Source organism: Variovorax sp. W2I14, from assembly GCF_050435205.1.
In the GTDB taxonomy this organism is placed as follows: Bacteria; Pseudomonadota; Gammaproteobacteria; order Burkholderiales; family Burkholderiaceae_C; genus Variovorax; species Variovorax paradoxus_C.
In genome coordinates this window covers 7,232,695-7,248,836 of the sequence record NZ_JBNDJX010000001.1, presented here as the reverse complement: position 1 = coordinate 7,248,836, position 16,142 = coordinate 7,232,695, and the positions used below count along the sequence as shown (strand labels likewise).

Genomic DNA, 16,142 nt, shown 5'->3' with positions numbered 1-16,142 from the left:
GATGGAACTCAGATGAACATCCAACGTCCCCCCCTCCCTCGCCTGCTCGCGGTCTCGCTGTGCGTCGGCGCCCTCGTCCTCGCAGGTTGCGACAAGTCCGCACCACCGACGGCATCGAACGCACCGGCCAACGCAGCAGACCCCGCCATCTCGATGCCCGCGCCGTCGGTGCCGCAAGCACCCGCTGCGCCGGTGCCTGCCGCCTACACGCCGCCATCGGCCGAGCAGCTCTACCAGCTGGTTGCACCCATCGCGCTCTATCCCGACAAGCTCGTCGCGCAGATCCTCGCGGGCGCCACCTACCCCGAGCAGATCACCGCCGCGCACGACTGGCTCGGGCAGAACCAGTCGCTCAAGGCCGGCCCGCTCGCCGATGCGGCCAACCAGCAGCCTTGGGACCCGAGCGTGAAATCGCTCACCGCCTTCAGGCCCGTGCTCGACCAGCTCGCCGGCAACATCACCTGGACTGAATCGCTCGGCAAGGCTTATTACAACGACCCGGCCGACGTGATGAACGCGATCCAGGTCATGCGGCAGCGCGCATCGAAAGCGGGCCGCCTGAAGAACAACGACAAGCTGCGGGTGGCAAGCGCCCAGGCGCCGCGCGACTACGTGCCGGCACCGGACATGCAGGCCGCGTACGGCGGACCCGCCGTGATCGAGGCGCCGCAGCAACTGATCACCATCGAACCCGTGCAGCCCGACGTCGTGTACGTGCCGCGCTACGACCCGCAGGTGATCTACGGCGAGCCCTTGCCCGTGTATCCCGGCTATGCGTACGCGCCGCCGCCGCCCGTGGAGGTTGTGCCGGGCTACAGCCGCGGCCAGGTTGCCGCGGCCGGCGCGCTGGCGTTCGGCACCGGCGTGATCGTGGGCGCTGCACTGGAACGCCACGGCTGGGGCTGGAACTCATGGAACGTGAACTGGGGCGCACCGCGCGATCGCAGATACGACCGCGATCGCGACCGTGACCGCGTGGTGCAGCCGGCCTTCGCACGGCCTGCGGTGGTCTACAACAACAGCACCTACATCTCGCGCTCGACCACGGTGGTGAACAACAACGTGCGCAACGTCTACAACAACAACGATCGCAGCGACCGCAACGGCGGATCACGCGGCATGCCGCCCGGCGCGCCGCCGCCCAACTTTGCGCAGCAGCAGCAACAACAAGCGCAGTTCGCGCAGATGCAGCAACAGCAGCAACAACAACAGGCACGTCAGCAGCAGGCCGCGGCGCAACAGCAGCAGGTGCAGCAACAGCAAGCACAGCAACGCGCGCAGCAGCAGGCTCAACAGCAACAAGCGCAGCAGTTGCAGGCTCAGCAAGCACAGCAGCAACAGCAGGCGCGACAGGCACAGCAGGCCCAGCTTCAGCAACGCGCGCAACAGCAGCAGCAGGACCAGGCGCGCCGCCAGCAAGCGCAGCAGGCGCAACAACAGGCACAGCAGCAAGCGCGCGCCGCCAACCAGCAGCAGCAGCAGCAGCAGCAGCAGGCCCGGCTCCAACAGCAACAACAGCAGGAGCAGTTGCGGCGCCAGCAAATGGAGCAACAACAGCAGGCACGCACCGCGAGCCAGCAGGCCCAGCAACAGCAGCAGCGCGCGTTGCAGGACCGGCAGCGCCAGCAGCAGCAACAACAGCAATCCCAACAGGCGCAGCAAGCCCAGCAGGATCAGTCACGGCGCCAGCAGATGCAGGCGCAGCAGCAAGCGCAGGCTCAAGCCCGCGCGGCCCAGCAGCAACAGGCTCAACAACAGCAGATTCAGCGGCAGCAGGCGCAGCAACAACAGCAACGCCAGCAGCAAGCCCAGAACGAGGCCCGTCAGCAGCAGGAGCAGATGCGCCGCCAGCAACAGCAGCAGCAACAACAGCAAGCCCAGGCCGCTCGCGCGCAACAGCAACAGGCGATGCAGCAGCGCCAGCAACAGATGCAGCAACAGCAACAGCAGCAGCAAGCCCGCCAAGCGCAACAGGCCCAGATGCGCCAGCAACAACAGCAGCAACAGGCCCAGCAGCACGCCGCTGCGGCAGCCGCCGCGGCCGCGGCTCGCCGACCGCCACCGAATCGCCCCGGCGAGCCCCCGAAGCAGCAGCCCTGAGGCCGGCCTTCCCGTCGCCTCTTGCTACTGCTTGCCGATCTCGGTCAGCAGACGCGTGACGAGGTAGATGCGCGGCACGATCGAATCGACCTCGATGTACTCGTCGCGCGCGTGGTAGCCAAAGCCCGCGAGGCCGAAGCTCTCGACCACCGTCGCCTTGCCCGAACGGCCGGCAAAGCCCGCGTCGGTGCCGCCACCGGTCATCGGCGTAAGCGCGAGGTCGCGGTCGATTTCCTTGTAGATCGCCTGCGCCTTCTCGGCCAATGCGCGGCCCTTCGCGCCCGCCACGAACGCCGGACGGCCGACCTCGACCCTCACCGTGGTCTCGGTGTCGGGAATCAGCTTGCCGCTCGCGATCTTCGCCTGCAGCACTTCGTTGAGTTTCTTCTCCGCACCCGGCTGCGTGATGCGGATGTCGCCCAGCGCCTGCGCCTTCTCGGTGATCTGGTTGATCGGGCCGGTGGCGCGCGCCACGGTCCAGTTGAGCGTCACGCCCGGGATGTCTTTTGCGAGGTCCTTGGTCTGCAGCATCTGGTACGAGAGCTCGTACAGCGCGTTGCGGCCCAGCTCGGGCGCGGCGCCCGCATGCGCCGCGCGGCCCTTCACTTCCATCGTCGCCTGCGCGATGCCGGCCGCGCCGAGCAGCAGCGACTCGCCCTTGGCGACCGACTTGGCGGCCGTCGGCTCGAACGACAGCACCGTGTCGTGCAGGTCGGCCGTGGTGGCGATGAGTTCGCCCGAACCCACCGAGCCCACTTCTTCATCGGGATTCACCAGCACGGTGAGCGTGTCGTAGTCGCGCCAGCCCGCATCGGCCAGGATCTTCAGCGAGCCCAGCATCACCGCGATGCCGCCCTTGTCGTCGGCGATGCCCGGGCCGTAGATGCGGTTGCCGTCCACCTTGTAGGGCTGGCTGCCGAGGATGCCCGCCGCATACACCGTGTCCATGTGGCCCTGCAGCATGATCTTGCGCTTGCCCGTGCCCTTGAGCGTGCCGATGACGATGTCGGCGCCCGCGCCGGCCTCGGCTTTGCGGCGCTCGGTCTTGAAGCCCGCGGCCTTCAGGCGGCCCTCGATCACGTCGGCCATCTTGAGCAGGCCATCGACGTTGAGGCTGCCCGATTCGATCTGCACCATCTCCTTCAGGTTGTCGATGACGGCGGGCTGCGCCTTCTCGGCGGCGGCGAGCAGCTTGGCATCGGGCGCGGCCTGCACGGCGATGGCGGCCAGTGCGAGACCGGAGGCCAGCGCGATGGAACGCAGGGCGAAGAAGGACGAAGAGCGCATGGACATGAGGGTTCCCGTTTTGCTGAAGTGAATGGCGGGCGACAGCATAGCGGCGGCATGGGAGAAGGCTGCGCAAATCGGCGACAGCGCGGCGACTTGACGGGCGGCGCCGGCGTGCCAACGCGACGCGCTGCACCGGCTGCTCGCCGCATCGCTCGGGCTGCTTCACGGCCGCATCGAAGGCGAATGCGATGCGCTGATGACCTAGCTGGTGCGCTGCCCCGCCCCTGCCTCTCAGCGAGGGTTTCGGAACTGCCGTCGACATTGCTCGCTCCTTGCGTGCGTCAGAATCCGGCGAGGAGCAGGCGCTCCGCGACAGCGCCCTCTTCACCTCGGCACACCGAAGCAGCATGCGTTTCGGACCCTGATACACAGGAAGGAAGAATGACGATGCCCAAGCATTCGATTTTCACGATGGCCTTTGCGAAGGTCTATCCGATGTACGTTCAAAAGGCGGAACGCAAGGGCCGCACGAAGGAAGAAGTCGACCAGATCATTTGCTGGCTGACGGGCTATGACGAAGCGGGACTGCGCCGGCAGATCGAACGGCAAAACGATTTCCAGACTTTCTTTGCCGAGGCGCCGGCCCTTCACCCGAACAGCTCGCTCATCAAGGGCGTCGTCTGCGGCGTTCGCGTGGAAGACGTCGACGATCCGCTCATGCAGAAGATCCGCTACCTGGACAAGCTGATCGACGAGCTCGCCAAAGGAAAGGCGATGGAAAAAATTCTGCGGGTGCAGTTGTGAAGATCCGAACCGGAAGCAGACGCTCTTAAAGTCGGGAACCGTTGTGCGCCAGGTCAGCGACAGCTTCGGATTTTTCGTCGCGGTGCTGTTCGTCGAAATCTTGCCTCGCTTCTCGGAAGCGATCCGCGTTCTCCACGATCCAGGTCCACAGCGGGACCATGCGAACGAGCAGCTCCATGCCCGTGTCGGACAGCTCGTACTCGACTCTGGGGGGCACCTCTTCAAAATCATGACGGAGCACTAAGCCGTCACGCTCGAGCTGTCGCAAGGTGCGCGTCAACATGCGTTGAGTGACCCCGTGCATGCGCCTTCCGATCTCTGCGTGGCGCAGTCTTCCATACACGCCGAGCGTGTGGACGACACCGAGTGACCAACGGCTTCCGGCATGTGCAAGCACCTCTCGCCGCACTCCGTCATCGTCGTCTCTCAGGCCGTCACACACGGTCTGCGAATACTGAAGTATTTCGTCTCGATTCAATTCTTTAGCTCGCGGTATCACGCGTGTGCCTTCTTTCATACATGCCCATGCATCGATAGACTGCCGCGACGCATTCTCCAGTGGGCTACACCATGAACCAAACGGATCCTAACGCTACATCTCAGAAAATTCTCGTGCTCGGTGCCGGTGAACTCGGCCTGCCTGTACTGCGCAATCTCGCGCGCCGGGCGAAAGATCTGGATGGCGCAAAGATCAGCGTGTTGCTGCGCGCAAGTGCGGTCGAGTCCAGTGAAGCAGGCAAGCGACAGGACATCGCGGAGATCCGAGATCTGGGGATCGAGATCGTCTTGGGCGATCTTGTGAAAAGCGCCATCGATGAGCTCGCCGTGATGTTCGCGCGATACGACACGGTGATCGGTTGCGCGGGCTATGCAGCCGGGATCGACACGCCAATGAAGTTGGTGCGGGCCGCATTGCAGGCGCGAATCCCGAGGTACTTTCCATGGCAGTTCGGGGTCGATTTCGACGTCATCGGCCGGGGCAGTCCGCAGGACATCTTCGACGCACAGCTGGACGTGCGCGAACTGCTGCGCAGCCAACGGCAGACGGAGTGGGTCATCATCTCGACCGGCATGTTCATGAGCTATCTTTTCGAGCCGGACTTCGGTGTCGTCGACCTGCAAAATGACGCAGTCCACGCCCTCGGCAGCCTCGACACCGCCGTGACGCTGACGACGCCCGATGACATTGGCGCGTTGACTGCCGCGATCGTGTTCGCCAAGCCCCGCATCCGCAACGAGATCGTTTATCTCGCCGGCGACACCGTGACTTACGGGGAGGTCGCCGACAAGCTGCAAGCGGCCCTTGGCCGCCCCTTCACCCGGTCGGAGTGGAGCGAGCAATATTTGCTGGATGAGCTGGCGCGCGATCCGCACAACATGATGCGCAAGTACCGTGCGGTTTTTGCTCAAGGTCGGGGTGTTGCATGGGAAAAGAGCGGGACGTTCAATCAACGCCGCGCCATTGCGGTTACCGACGTGGCGTCATGGATCGACGCGAACCTTCTTTCGGGCCGCAGCGAGTGATCGTGGGTCCGCCACTCTGAGCAAGCCGCATCGACGACAGCTTCCTCGCTGGCATCGCGGCGCTGGGCCTTGGCTTGCTCCCTTGGTCGCCGCGTGCAGGGGTCGCAACCAGCCGGGTTTCGACCGACGGGTCAACAGCGAGAAGACGCGCGACCCCGCGGCTTGGGCCTGGCAACGGGCGTCGCTCGTTCGGCCAATGCCGCGCCGGCCTCATGGTCCGCCATGTTGCGGATCACGTCCATGAATGCCAGCACGGCCGTGCCGGGGGGCTCGCCCTGCAGCGTGATCAGGCCGAAGTCGGGCATGCGGTTGGGGAGCTCGGCCGCGATGCGCGTCAGCAGCCCGCGCCGTACATATTTGTCCACCAGCGCGGCGGGCTGCAGCGACAGCATGGTCGTGCTCTGCATCAGCTCTAGCGCGAACAGAAACGACGGCGTCTCGACGATGCCCGAGGTGAGCGACAGGCCTGTGCTGCGGAAGATGTCATCCGACACCTTGCGCAGCGCCGTGGAGGCCGGATACAGAATCCACGGCCAACTCGACAGTTCCCTCAGTCCAGGAGTGTTCGGTCCACGCAGCGGATGGTGCACGCCTGCGGTGATCTGCAACCTTTCACCGGTCAGGTTTTCGTAATGGAACTGGTCGCGCTGAGACTCGTCGGTGAAGCGGCCGATCATCACGTCGATCTTGCGCTCGGCGAGCCACACGATCAGCTGATCGCTGCTCTGTTCCAGCACCTTCACCACCAGCAGCGGCCGCAGGCGCTGCAGCTCGGCCACGGCGGCAATCAGCAGATGCGCCGCCGCACCCGAGATGGCGCCGATCGACAGATGGCCGTGCCCTCCCTGTTTCAGATTGCTGAACTCGTCCACGAACTTGCGATGGCCGTCAAGTGCCGAATGCGCGTAACGCAAGGTGAAGAGTCCCAGCTCATTCGGTTGCATGTCGCGCGGCAGGCGATCGAACAGGCGCGCTTCCAGCATCTCCTCGATGTCCATCAACACCTTGGTGGCCGCCGGCTGCGTGATGTACATCTGCTCGGCAGTCAGGCGCAAATTGCGCGTCTTGCCCAGGATGTCGAGGAACTGCAGGTGCCGGAAACGCAGACGCGAGACTTGCGCCAGCATCAGGGGTTTGTCAGAGGTCTTGCCTGAACTCATCAGCATTTGGAATGGATGCTAGCGAAAAAGTAAGTGGACCGGCAGGGGGCCGTCACCTAGCCTTCGCGCCCTGAAGTGCCGCCGCATCGCTGAACGCACGCCTGCTGCAGGGCGCGCGGCTGTGACAGCCGCGCGCCTCACGGGATCGCGCCATGGATCGCCGCCGCACTCGCCGTGATGGGGGTGCTGGTGTTCGGCGATGTCCATCGAGGTCCCGAACGCCGTCCCGCCCGGGAGTGATTCCTTTCAACCCAAGGAGACAAGCATGCATCTGACCATCGAACGTCGATCCGCGAGAGGGCGCACAGGCGCCTGCCGCAGAGCCAGCCAACGAGAACTCTCCGGTCGTCGGAATCATTAGGAGGATCGGGACCATGTTCAGCAGACTCGACTTCAAGCGTCTTTTGATTGCGCTGCCCACCGGACTTGTGATCGCGAACGCCGCCCTGGCAGCTGAGCGGCCTGCGAATCCTGCCGATTGGCCGGCGCTGAAGGATGTGTACAAGAACTACTTCCTGATCGGCAGCACCAATCTCGACGCGCGCAACTTCGGCTCCGACGTGGTGCCGGGTGAAAACTCGGTCGCCGCCATGACCCTGAAACACTTCAATGCGGTGACGCCCAGCAACGCGATGAAGCCCGATTTCTGGAACGGGGGGATGAGCAATCCAAGCCCCAATTTCCTTACCAACCTGACCTCGGGCATCAACGCGGACATCAGCGCGGCCAACGCGCGCGGCGTCAAGGTCACCGGGCACGTGCTGCTCTGGCACAACCAGTCGGCCCAATGGCCCGCCCCCAACGTCCTGACTCCGAGTGGCGGATGGGAAACGCCGTGGGACTACGCAACGGCGAAGACGGGCCTGGAGTATTACGTTCGGACCGTGGCCGGCCACTTCGATCGGGAACCCTTCAAGGCCTACGCCTGGGACGTCGTCAACGAAGCGTTCAAGGACAACCCCGACAACCCCGCCGACTGGAGGAACGCCCTGCGAACCGGTTACAGCCCCGAGGAGCGGCCGGCCCGATGGGCCCAAGCCTATGCCAAGGGCGGGAAAAGCTGGGACTACATGTACGACGCTTTCTATTACGCGCGCCAGAACACGACGGCCATCCTGAACTACAACGACTTCAACGACAACGAGCGCGCCTCGAAGGCGACGGCGATCGCCGCGATGGTCAAGGAATTCAATGAACGGTACGCGGCCGAATCGGCCGCAGGCAAAGGGCGGGTACTTCTGGACGCCAAGGGGAAGCCCAGGCCGCTGATCGACGTCATCGGCACGCAGGGGCACTGGGACATGAGGCTCAACCTGGACGCCTTCGAGAGGACCCTCAAGACCTATCTCGAAACCGGGGCGAACGTCGATCTGACCGAGCTGGATCTCGCGCCGGCCCTGGGCCTGGACAAAGGCCTGCGGATCCAGAATGGCCCTGAGATGGATGCCCTGTTCATGGAACAGGGCGTCCAGTACGCGAAACTTTTCAGCCTGCTCAAGGAGTACGCCGCCGGCCCGGGAGGTCGGCACCCTGAGTACAAGGGAGGCGTGCACCGGGTCACCTGGTGGGGAATGACGGACCCGGGCTATCACACCAATGGGTATCCGTGGTCTGGAGTCGGCCGACCGAAGGAGGCGTACTGGGCCACGACGAACCCGGAGCAGTACCTCATCGATGCGGGCTTGCCGCCGAACGGCGTCACCGCGACTTTCAGCTATGGCGGCGAATCCTTCAAAGCCCGGACCTGGGGCGGCAAGAACGCTCAGGCAATGCTCGACATCAACGTGCCGGTCGACACGAAGAACGTCGTTTTCACCGCTGCCAACGTTTCCCTGCCCTCGGGGTTTGCCGTTGAGAACATGAAGTTCAACCCGCCCGACTGCGCTGTGGTTCCCGGCAAACCCTGCCATGTCACGGTGACCGCGAGGGGGCCCGCACCGGCCACTGCGTCTGCGGAGAACACGGCAACCTTCGTCCTGTCCTTTGGAAAGATGACCGTCGGGTGGATGGATGCCGCCAACGCCTTGGCGGCACCCTTGTCCTATGCGGAAGTTCGCTTCAGCGACGGCGTGACCCCCTTCAAGCAATACAAGACCTCCTATGGGAGCGACGGCATGGCGAGAGCGTCCGGCGTCACGGAAACGAAGGCGGTGCCGAAACATGGTCGCGACACGCTCATCCTGTCATCGCAGGACCCGGTCGCCAACCCCTTCGGACTGCGGTTGCACAAGCATGCGGCAACGGAAAAAGCCTGGCGGCTCGTCACGAGAATTGAACCCGGAAGGACCTACATGGTCGTGTCCGGCGAGTCGGAATTCAACGGACAGACGCAGGCCGCCGCGTTGACCAACCGAAGCAAGCCCGCGACGACGGCCTCGCCGGAATCGCTGTCGCGCACGCCCGTCATCGTCCGGGGCGACATCCTGGTGCCATTGGCCAATTTGAATGGGCCCGCGAGCGAGCCCGCCCTGGCGCAGGACAACCTCAAGTTCGTCTTCGAAGAAGCGAAGAGTCCTGCCGCAGGGCCTTACGCCGCTCAGGAAGGGCACACGATGCAGAGCTTCATCCATGGCACCAATGCCTACCCGCATGTCATGTTCAGAGGCAATGGCGCGAATGGCACTGTCGTGGCGGGTCGGCATTCGCTGATCACGCGGCAGACGAACGGCCAGGAGGGTTCGCAGATCGCGGAGAGAGCGCTGGACCAGGCGGTCTGGTTCAACACGCCCATCGACCCGAAGACCGGCGAGATGAAGATGTTCCTGTACACCGAGAGGGACGGTGTCAAACAACACTATGTTCTGAAGGAAGTGGGCGATGGCGAGACGCCGAACAGGGACGCCGGGAACGCCATCAGCCAGCGGCAGGCGTCCGTTGGCGGGTTCGTCGCCATGCAGGCGGAGAGTCCCAAGGAGGGGACGAGTGTCAAGCTCTACGCCTACGACATCGAGCCCTACGCGTCGAACAATGAGCCGCCGACGACGACACCGCCGACGACCGAGCCCCCTGCGCCGGTGATGCCGATCGCCTTCCCATTCAGCAGACGCGGCGGATCGCTTGATGTGGGCGACCTCGCCCTGGCGCTGGCCGGCCTCGCGGCGCTTGCGCTCGCCCGACGCCGCCGGTCCTGAAGTGGTGAAGCCGGCGCCGAGGTCAGGCCTCGGCGCCGTCTCGGGCCCGCCGCAAGCGCGGCCACGCACCCTGCCAGAGGCAGAGCGCCAGTGCGCACAGCGCGCCGTACAGGTGCGCCTCGACCATCACCTCGCCGCCGATCAGCGCACGCTGCGCATCCGAAGGCGGATGGAACATCTGCCAGCCGATGCGTGCGATGACGGCCACAAGGACGATCCAGGCCACGCGATCGCCGCGCCAGGCGCGTGGCGCCAGCACCCAGATGAACAGCCCGTAGAGCACGCCCGAGAGGCCCGCGTAGTTCGTGGCCTCGGGCGATGCAGCCACCAGCAAAATCCCCACGCCGATGGCCAGCACGACGATCGCGGTGGCCCAGGCACACCAGTTGCGGGTGCCTGCCGCGAGCGCGGCGCACAGCGCCAGCCCGCCGGCGTTCATCAGGCAGTGCGCCCAGCCCAGATGCACCGCATGCGCCGAAAGCAGGCGCCAGTACTGTCCACCGAGCACGGCCGCGCGTTCGTAGCGCAGCGCTTCGTACACCGGCTCACCGCCCGCCTGCAAGGCCAGCACGAGGCAGGCGAGTGCGACGGGAACGAGCCAATTGGCGAAGGACCGCAGTGGAAGAGGTTGCACGGGGCGCGGCCCATTCAGGGATTCGGGCAATTAGCCGTGAGGCAGGATGAAGGTACTCGGCGAATGCCTTGTTGTGGCGGAATTGTGCCGTTGGCTTGCTCCGGCTGCCAGCGACTGCAACGCTGCAAAGCAGCCGCCCGGTGATCCTCTCCACGACTTGCCCGCCATGCGCGGAAGGCGAGAAGCTCATCCACCGAGTCTGCCCGATCACACCGTCTGCCAAAACCTGGAGCTACGAGCGTTCTCGACCCATGCTGGTACGAAATTGCTCCGCGCTATCCGGCGACCTGGGCACACCGACGGAGGGGCGGTTCTGGCCGAACTCCGACCTGGCCGCACGTGAACGTTCGAGTCCTGACTTTTTACTTCTTCGCCAGGAAGGCTGCCACCAGCGCGTTTGCGTGCCCATGGCCGATTTGATGCTCCGTCTTGAGCCGGTTCACGAGTTCCATGTGTTTGAGAGGGCCTGCATCCTGAAGAACATTCATCCAGTGGGCAATTGGCTTCGCGTAGGTCTTTTCGATCGAAGGAAAGTACGAGGCAGGGCCTTTGACTTTGGTCGTTTCTGTCATTGACATCCCGTTGGTGAGGGGGCTGGTGGGGCAAGGCGAGCAACGGCATTGAAGAATGGCAGGCCAGGCGTTCGACGTCGAATGCTACTTCCGCTCCTGACCGACCGTAGCCTGTCGCACTTTCATCATGAATGGGTCCGAAGCGACTATACATTTCGCTCCGAGGCGGTCACTCGGGAATCTATAGATGCTATAGATGCGGGCTCAACCAGACCCATGCCGCTACGCCCATCGCCAGCCACACGGCTACGACTAGGAGCGCGCCGGCCCGGCTGCTTGGCTTCGAGCCCTTCGTTTGCATCCACTCTTCTGCTTGACTGCGACATTCCGCAAGGACTTCAGGCGGCAGCAGCCTGATGGTCAACCAGATGAGGGCGGGAAGCAGCATCACATCATCGACGTAACCCAGCACAGGAATGAAGTCTGGAATCAGGTCGATGGGGCTTAGCGCATAGGCCACCACGAATACGCCCAACGCTTTCGCATACCAAGGCGTTCGGGGATTTTTACCCGCAAACCAGAGCGCCACGCCGTCGCGTTTGATTCGCCTGGCCCAACTCTTCAAGTTATCACTGATGCTCATCAATGCAGAACGCGAACTTGAACTCTGCCAAGGAACCGTCCATCGGCCGAGCAGCCGAAGCGAGTTCAAATTCATCAGCCTGGTCGCCTTGGATCTGCGCCGCCAATCGCGGCGCGGGGCACTTGAATATCGGCATCACAGCTCCGTGTAACGGCTTGAGGTCATCGTGCGTCTACGCCATCGCGGCAGTGTAGCGACCAGGCCGCTCCTGGCGAACAGCGGCTCTGCGATAGCGATATCAGCCCTTGACGTCCGAGTCCCCCCTCTCCATCAACACATCGACCTCACATTACAGGCAACAAAGCCCCCGTCATCAATCGCAGGTTCTGCACCGCCGCACCTGCGGCCCCTTTGCCCAGGTTGTCCAGAACCGCGCTCAAGACGATCTGCCCCGTGCGTTCATTCCACGCGACACCCAGGCTCATGTCGTTCGATCCGTTGTGCACTTGCGGATCGAGTTCCGTCATCGGTGCGGCAGAAGACATCGGCATCACACGCACATGCGCCGCATCGCGATACCGCTCCATGAGGCACTCATGGATGCGCGCGCCAGACACGCCGGCAGCAAGCATCCGCGCGTGCAGTCCGATGGTGAGCACGATGCCCTGCCGATAACTGCCATAGGCCGGCACGAAGATGGGCCGCTCCGTCAAGCCGGCATACGTCTCGATCTCCGGCACGTGCTTGTGCTCGAGTGCAAGGCCGTAGACCTTCAGTGAATGCGCCCCCGCACCCACGCCAGCTTCGTACGCTTCCACCCCCGCCCTGCCCTGGCCCGAATAGCCCGAGACGGCGTGAATGACCAGCGGATAGTCGGCGGGCAACAGCCCCGCATCCGTCAGCGGCCGCAGCAAGGCAACCGCGGCTGTCGGATAGCAGCCCGGATTCGTGACCCGCAGTGCAGACGCGATGCGCTCGCCCTGTTGCGCATCGAGCTCCGGCAGGCCGTAGACCCAGCCGGGGCTGGTGCGGTGCGCCGAGCTGGCGTCAATGACGCGCACCGAAGGGTTCTCGATCATCGACACCGCATCGCGCGCCGCGGCATCGGGCAGGCAGAGGATGGCGATGTCGCTCTCGTTGAGGGCGGCCCGGCGGGCGGCCGCGTCCTTGCGCAGGTTGGCCGGCAATGTGCGGATGCGAAATTCCCCGCCGCGCAGGCGGTTCTGCAGGTCGAGGCCGGTGGTGCCTTGATCGCCGTCGATGAAGATGTTGAAGTCCATGGAGCGCGATGGTAGGGACGCGGCTTCGATGGCTCCAGCTAAATATCTTCAATGCAGGATTAAGAAAAGTTAAATTAGCGCGATGCGAGAACTCAGCCTTGACCACCTGCGCACCCTCGTCGCCATCGCCGACCTCGGCTCACTGGCAAATGCCGCGCGCGCCCTTCATCTGGCGGCGCCCACCGTCACCGTTCAGATCGCGGAACTGGAGTCGCGCCTGGGTGGCCAGTTGCTCGTTCGCGGGAGAGGGCCCGCGCAAGCGACCGCCCTGGGCGAGCGGTTCATCGCACGTGCCCGCAGGCTGCTCGCGGACGCCGACGACGCAGTGGAAGACGTTCGACGCCAGCTCGCCGGTCAAACAGGCCGCGTGCGCGTAGGTGCCTCGACGGGCACCATTGCGCACCTGCTGCCGCCCGCGCTCAAGCGTCTCGCCCAGCACCATCCCGGCATCGACGTGAACGTGCAGGTACTGACCTCCAACGACAGCATGGCCCGGCTCGCCGCGGGCAGCCTGGACCTGGCGGTCGTGGCGCTGCCGCAGGCGCCTGTGCGCGGCGTTCATGTCACGCCGCTGCGGCGCGAGTCCGTCGTCGCCTTCTTGCCGGCAGACTGGAAGGCGCCCAGGCGGCTCACGCCGCAGTGGCTGGCCGAGCGGCCGCTGATCATGAACGACGCCTCCACACGTCTCTATCGGCTGACCGCGGAATGGTTTTCCGCGGCTGGCGTGCATTGCCGCCCGCGCATCGAGCTCAACTACAACGATGCGATCAGGACACTGGTCGCGGCCGGCTACGGGGCCGCCCTGCTGCCGGAGGAATCGCACGGCGACGACAAAGAGCCCGCGCGCGACCCTCGCATTGCCATTCGTCCACTCAGCCCGGCGCTTTGGCGACAGCTGGGCCTTGCGGTCAGTGATCGAGGTGCGAGCGGGCCGACGCGTTTCGTGCTGGAGGCGTTGCAGCCTGAGAAGCACGCTTCGGCTGCTTGAGTCGGCGATGCACTGCGCGAGAAAAATGCGGCGTGGAAGAAACTCGTCTCGCTAGTCGCTGCGGCCGAGCCGCAAGGAAGGCAGCAGGCACAGTGCCGCGCAGGTCGCGCCTGCACCGACGAGAAAAGCCGCCGTGATGCCGAACCACTGGATCGCAAAACCGACCACAGGCCCGGTCACGCCCATCGCGATATCTGCGAAGGCGATGAAGTTGCCCACCGCACGGCCGCGCTGTTCAGGCGGAACGGATCGGGTCGCGAGCACCCCCATCGCGGGGAACACGAGGGAGAAGCCGAGCCCCGTCAGCGTCGCGCCCAGCACGGCCATGCCCGGTGCGGGAGCGCACCAGATGAGCAGTTGGCCGATGGCCTCGAAGATCAAAGAGCCCACTGCAACCCGCGTCGCGCCGAAGCGGTCCGGCAGGCCCGAGCCGACCAGGCGCACAAGCACGTAGGCGGCGCCGAAACCGAGCAGCGCCGTGCCGGCTCGCGGCCAGCCATGTGCGGCGTAGTCGAGCGTCAGGAAGGCCGCCATCGCGGCATAGGGAACAGTCGCCAGTGCGAGCACGAGGCCGGGTCGCCAGATGAGGCCGAGCACGCGATGGAACGGCACGCGCTGCCCGCCGGCGCCGGGCACAGCCGGAAGGCGCAGGGCGATGACCCAGGCGAGCATCGGGGTCAGCAATGCCGCGGCGCCGACGCCTACGAAGCCGAATGCCGACTGCACGGCCAACCCCAGCGGCGCACCAAGCCCGAGCGCGGCGTAGATGGCGATGCCTGTCCAGGACATGACCTTGCCGGTGCGAGGCGCACCCACGCGCGCGATGCCCCAGCTCATCAAGCCGGTGAGGAAAAGGCTTTCACCCAGGCCCGCCACCAGCCGGCCTAGAAGCAGCACGGCGAGTTTCGCAGCGGGGTCGATGGGCAGCACGCTCGACAGGCCGTAGGCCAGGCCCGAGCAGGCAGTGAGCGGAAGCCCGAGAAGCACAGCAGCGCGGGGGCCGCGCTGGTCGCAGAGCGTGCCCGCCCGATGGCGGGTCAAGAGCGTGGCCAGCGACTGAACGCCGATGGCCCAGCCCACGGTGGCGGCACCGAACCCGAGCTGGTCGCGCACCTCGAGGGCGAGGGCCGCCAGAGGAGCGCTGATTGCGAGGAATCCGAGGAAGACCGCGAGCACCACGGGAGCAAGCCCCGTCAATGCAGAAAGGGTCCCGATTGGGCGAACGGATGCAGGGGAAAAAATTGATGTCATGTCATGCCAAGGCGCGTCTTTATGGATCGAGATATTCCCTACTGGGATCCTCTCGACAAAGGACGCGTTGGATGACGGTAACGCTTACGACAGTGCCGCGAAGGCGCTGCGGCGGCGACTATAACTTCGTCGCTTCGACGCGGTCAATCCCCTTTTGCAGCACCGGTCGTCCGCTCCGCGGATGTTCTCAGTCCACGTTCGACGACGGTTACTCGTGCCCCAAGCGCTTCGAAGCGATGAACCAGGTAGTCCTTCGCCGCATCGCTGACGTTGTCGACCAGCAGCGGCAAAGGCAGTTGATGCTTGAGCTTCAGCAGGCTTGCGCCGGCCAGGTGCTTGTAGTCCGAATGGGTCTTGAGCGCGGTCAGCACCTGCAGGGGCTGAGGGCCCAGGTCCGCGAGATGCACCGTGTAGAAAAGGATCTTCGACGGAACATCGTCCGAGGGAACTGGCGCATCGATCTCGATGCGCTCCATCAGCATTCGAAGATTCGGGAACAGCGGCTGCGGCGACCAGCTGCCGCTCCCGTGATAGTCCCAGAGCACCGGTACTTCGGGCTGGCTGATGTCGCCGATCAACGGATCGCCATTCGCGTTTTGCAGGACCACCCAGTGCGGCTGCCATTCGCCGGTCTGCACGGCGTCGCGCCATACCAGATGCTCCGGCGTGCTCGCCTCCTGATCCAGGATGAAACGGTAGCCCTCCATCTCCGCCAGGAGGCCGGGCACATCGACGGCGCCCGCGCCGGTGAGCTCGCCACGCCAACCCTCGCGCCAATCCGCCTCGTCCAGCACGAGCGACTGGGTCCCCATGCGGCGGCACCAGGCGAACCAATCCTGCATCGGTGGAGGCAACGGCGGCAGAGCGAACTGGGCCGCCAACGAGGTCTGGACGACGGCCCGGCTGGGCCAGTTTTCACGGGTCAGTGCCATTGGATGTTCGAGC

Annotated in this window: 14 protein-coding genes; 5 read left to right on the top strand and 9 right to left on the bottom strand. The window is 64.8% G+C overall.

Annotation, left to right across the window (positions count from 1 at the left end; translation table 11 throughout):
• Nucleotides 1-12: 12 nt before the first annotated feature.
• Nucleotides 13-2,100: a DUF3300 domain-containing protein gene (locus QF040_RS33685; protein ID WP_429614516.1), complete on the top strand. Its 2,088-nt coding sequence runs from the start codon at nucleotides 13-15 to the stop codon at nucleotides 2,098-2,100.
• Nucleotides 2,101-2,124: 24 nt separating this feature from the next.
• Here the strand turns inward: QF040_RS33685 and QF040_RS33680 are convergent, their stop codons facing one another.
• Complete coding sequence (locus QF040_RS33680) at nucleotides 2,125-3,393, bottom strand: glutamate carboxypeptidase (protein ID WP_429614515.1); 1,269 nt, start codon at nucleotides 3,391-3,393, stop codon at nucleotides 2,125-2,127.
• A gap of 384 nt (nucleotides 3,394-3,777) precedes the next feature.
• Here QF040_RS33680 and QF040_RS33675 point away from each other — a divergent pair, with 384 nt between their 5' ends.
• Nucleotides 3,778-4,134, top strand: coding sequence for a DUF2200 domain-containing protein (locus QF040_RS33675; RefSeq protein ID WP_429614730.1), 357 nt, complete (start codon nucleotides 3,778-3,780; stop codon nucleotides 4,132-4,134).
• A gap of 25 nt (nucleotides 4,135-4,159) precedes the next feature.
• Here QF040_RS33675 and QF040_RS33670 read toward each other — a convergent pair whose 3' ends face one another.
• On the bottom strand, nucleotides 4,160-4,612 hold the full coding sequence (locus tag QF040_RS33670; protein WP_429614729.1) for a winged helix-turn-helix transcriptional regulator: 453 nt from the start codon (nucleotides 4,610-4,612) through the stop codon (nucleotides 4,160-4,162).
• A 92-nt stretch (nucleotides 4,613-4,704) separates the two neighbouring features.
• On the opposite strand from QF040_RS33670, the gene QF040_RS33665 reads away from it, so the two are divergent.
• Nucleotides 4,705-5,658, top strand: a complete 954-nt coding sequence (locus QF040_RS33665) for an aromatic alcohol reductase (protein WP_429614514.1) — start codon at nucleotides 4,705-4,707, stop codon at nucleotides 5,656-5,658.
• A gap of 131 nt (nucleotides 5,659-5,789) precedes the next feature.
• Here the strand turns inward: QF040_RS33665 and QF040_RS33660 are convergent, their stop codons facing one another.
• Nucleotides 5,790-6,785 (bottom strand): LysR substrate-binding domain-containing protein, encoded by a 996-nt coding sequence (locus QF040_RS33660; RefSeq protein WP_429614513.1) that lies wholly within the window; start codon nucleotides 6,783-6,785, stop codon nucleotides 5,790-5,792.
• A 407-nt stretch (nucleotides 6,786-7,192) separates the two neighbouring features.
• On the opposite strand from QF040_RS33660, the gene QF040_RS33655 reads away from it, so the two are divergent.
• Nucleotides 7,193-9,949 (top strand): endo-1,4-beta-xylanase, encoded by a 2,757-nt coding sequence (locus QF040_RS33655; RefSeq protein WP_429614512.1) that lies wholly within the window; start codon nucleotides 7,193-7,195, stop codon nucleotides 9,947-9,949.
• Nucleotides 9,950-9,971: 22 nt separating this feature from the next.
• On the opposite strand, the gene rrtA is transcribed toward QF040_RS33655, so the two are convergent.
• The 4 genes from rrtA to argC all read right to left on the bottom strand — a co-directional run bounded on the left by rrtA (nucleotide 9,972) and on the right by argC (nucleotide 12,958).
• Complete coding sequence (rrtA, locus tag QF040_RS33650) at nucleotides 9,972-10,583, bottom strand: rhombosortase (protein ID WP_429614511.1); 612 nt, start codon at nucleotides 10,581-10,583, stop codon at nucleotides 9,972-9,974.
• 362 nt (nucleotides 10,584-10,945) lie between these two features.
• Complete coding sequence (locus tag QF040_RS33645; RefSeq protein WP_206176075.1) at nucleotides 10,946-11,155, bottom strand: DUF4287 domain-containing protein; 210 nt, start codon at nucleotides 11,153-11,155, stop codon at nucleotides 10,946-10,948.
• Between the two features lie 190 nt (nucleotides 11,156-11,345).
• Nucleotides 11,346-11,738 carry a YkvA family protein gene (locus QF040_RS33640; protein WP_307512775.1) on the bottom strand — a complete coding sequence of 131 codons (393 nt, stop codon included), beginning with the start codon at nucleotides 11,736-11,738 and terminating at the stop codon, nucleotides 11,346-11,348.
• Between the two features lie 284 nt (nucleotides 11,739-12,022).
• A complete protein-coding gene (gene argC / locus QF040_RS33635; protein ID WP_429614510.1) occupies nucleotides 12,023-12,958 on the bottom strand; it encodes an N-acetyl-gamma-glutamyl-phosphate reductase in 936 nt (311 codons plus the stop codon).
• A gap of 82 nt (nucleotides 12,959-13,040) precedes the next feature.
• On the opposite strand from argC, the gene QF040_RS33630 reads away from it, so the two are divergent.
• Nucleotides 13,041-13,946, top strand: coding sequence for a LysR family transcriptional regulator (locus QF040_RS33630; RefSeq protein ID WP_429614509.1), 906 nt, complete (start codon nucleotides 13,041-13,043; stop codon nucleotides 13,944-13,946).
• 51 nt (nucleotides 13,947-13,997) lie between these two features.
• Here QF040_RS33630 and QF040_RS33625 read toward each other — a convergent pair whose 3' ends face one another.
• Complete coding sequence (locus QF040_RS33625; protein WP_429614508.1) at nucleotides 13,998-15,143, bottom strand: MFS transporter; 1,146 nt, start codon at nucleotides 15,141-15,143, stop codon at nucleotides 13,998-14,000.
• A 197-nt stretch (nucleotides 15,144-15,340) separates the two neighbouring features.
• Nucleotides 15,341-16,129, bottom strand: coding sequence for a hypothetical protein (locus tag QF040_RS33620; RefSeq protein ID WP_429614507.1), 789 nt, complete (start codon nucleotides 16,127-16,129; stop codon nucleotides 15,341-15,343).
• Between the last annotated feature and the right edge of the window lie 13 nt (nucleotides 16,130-16,142).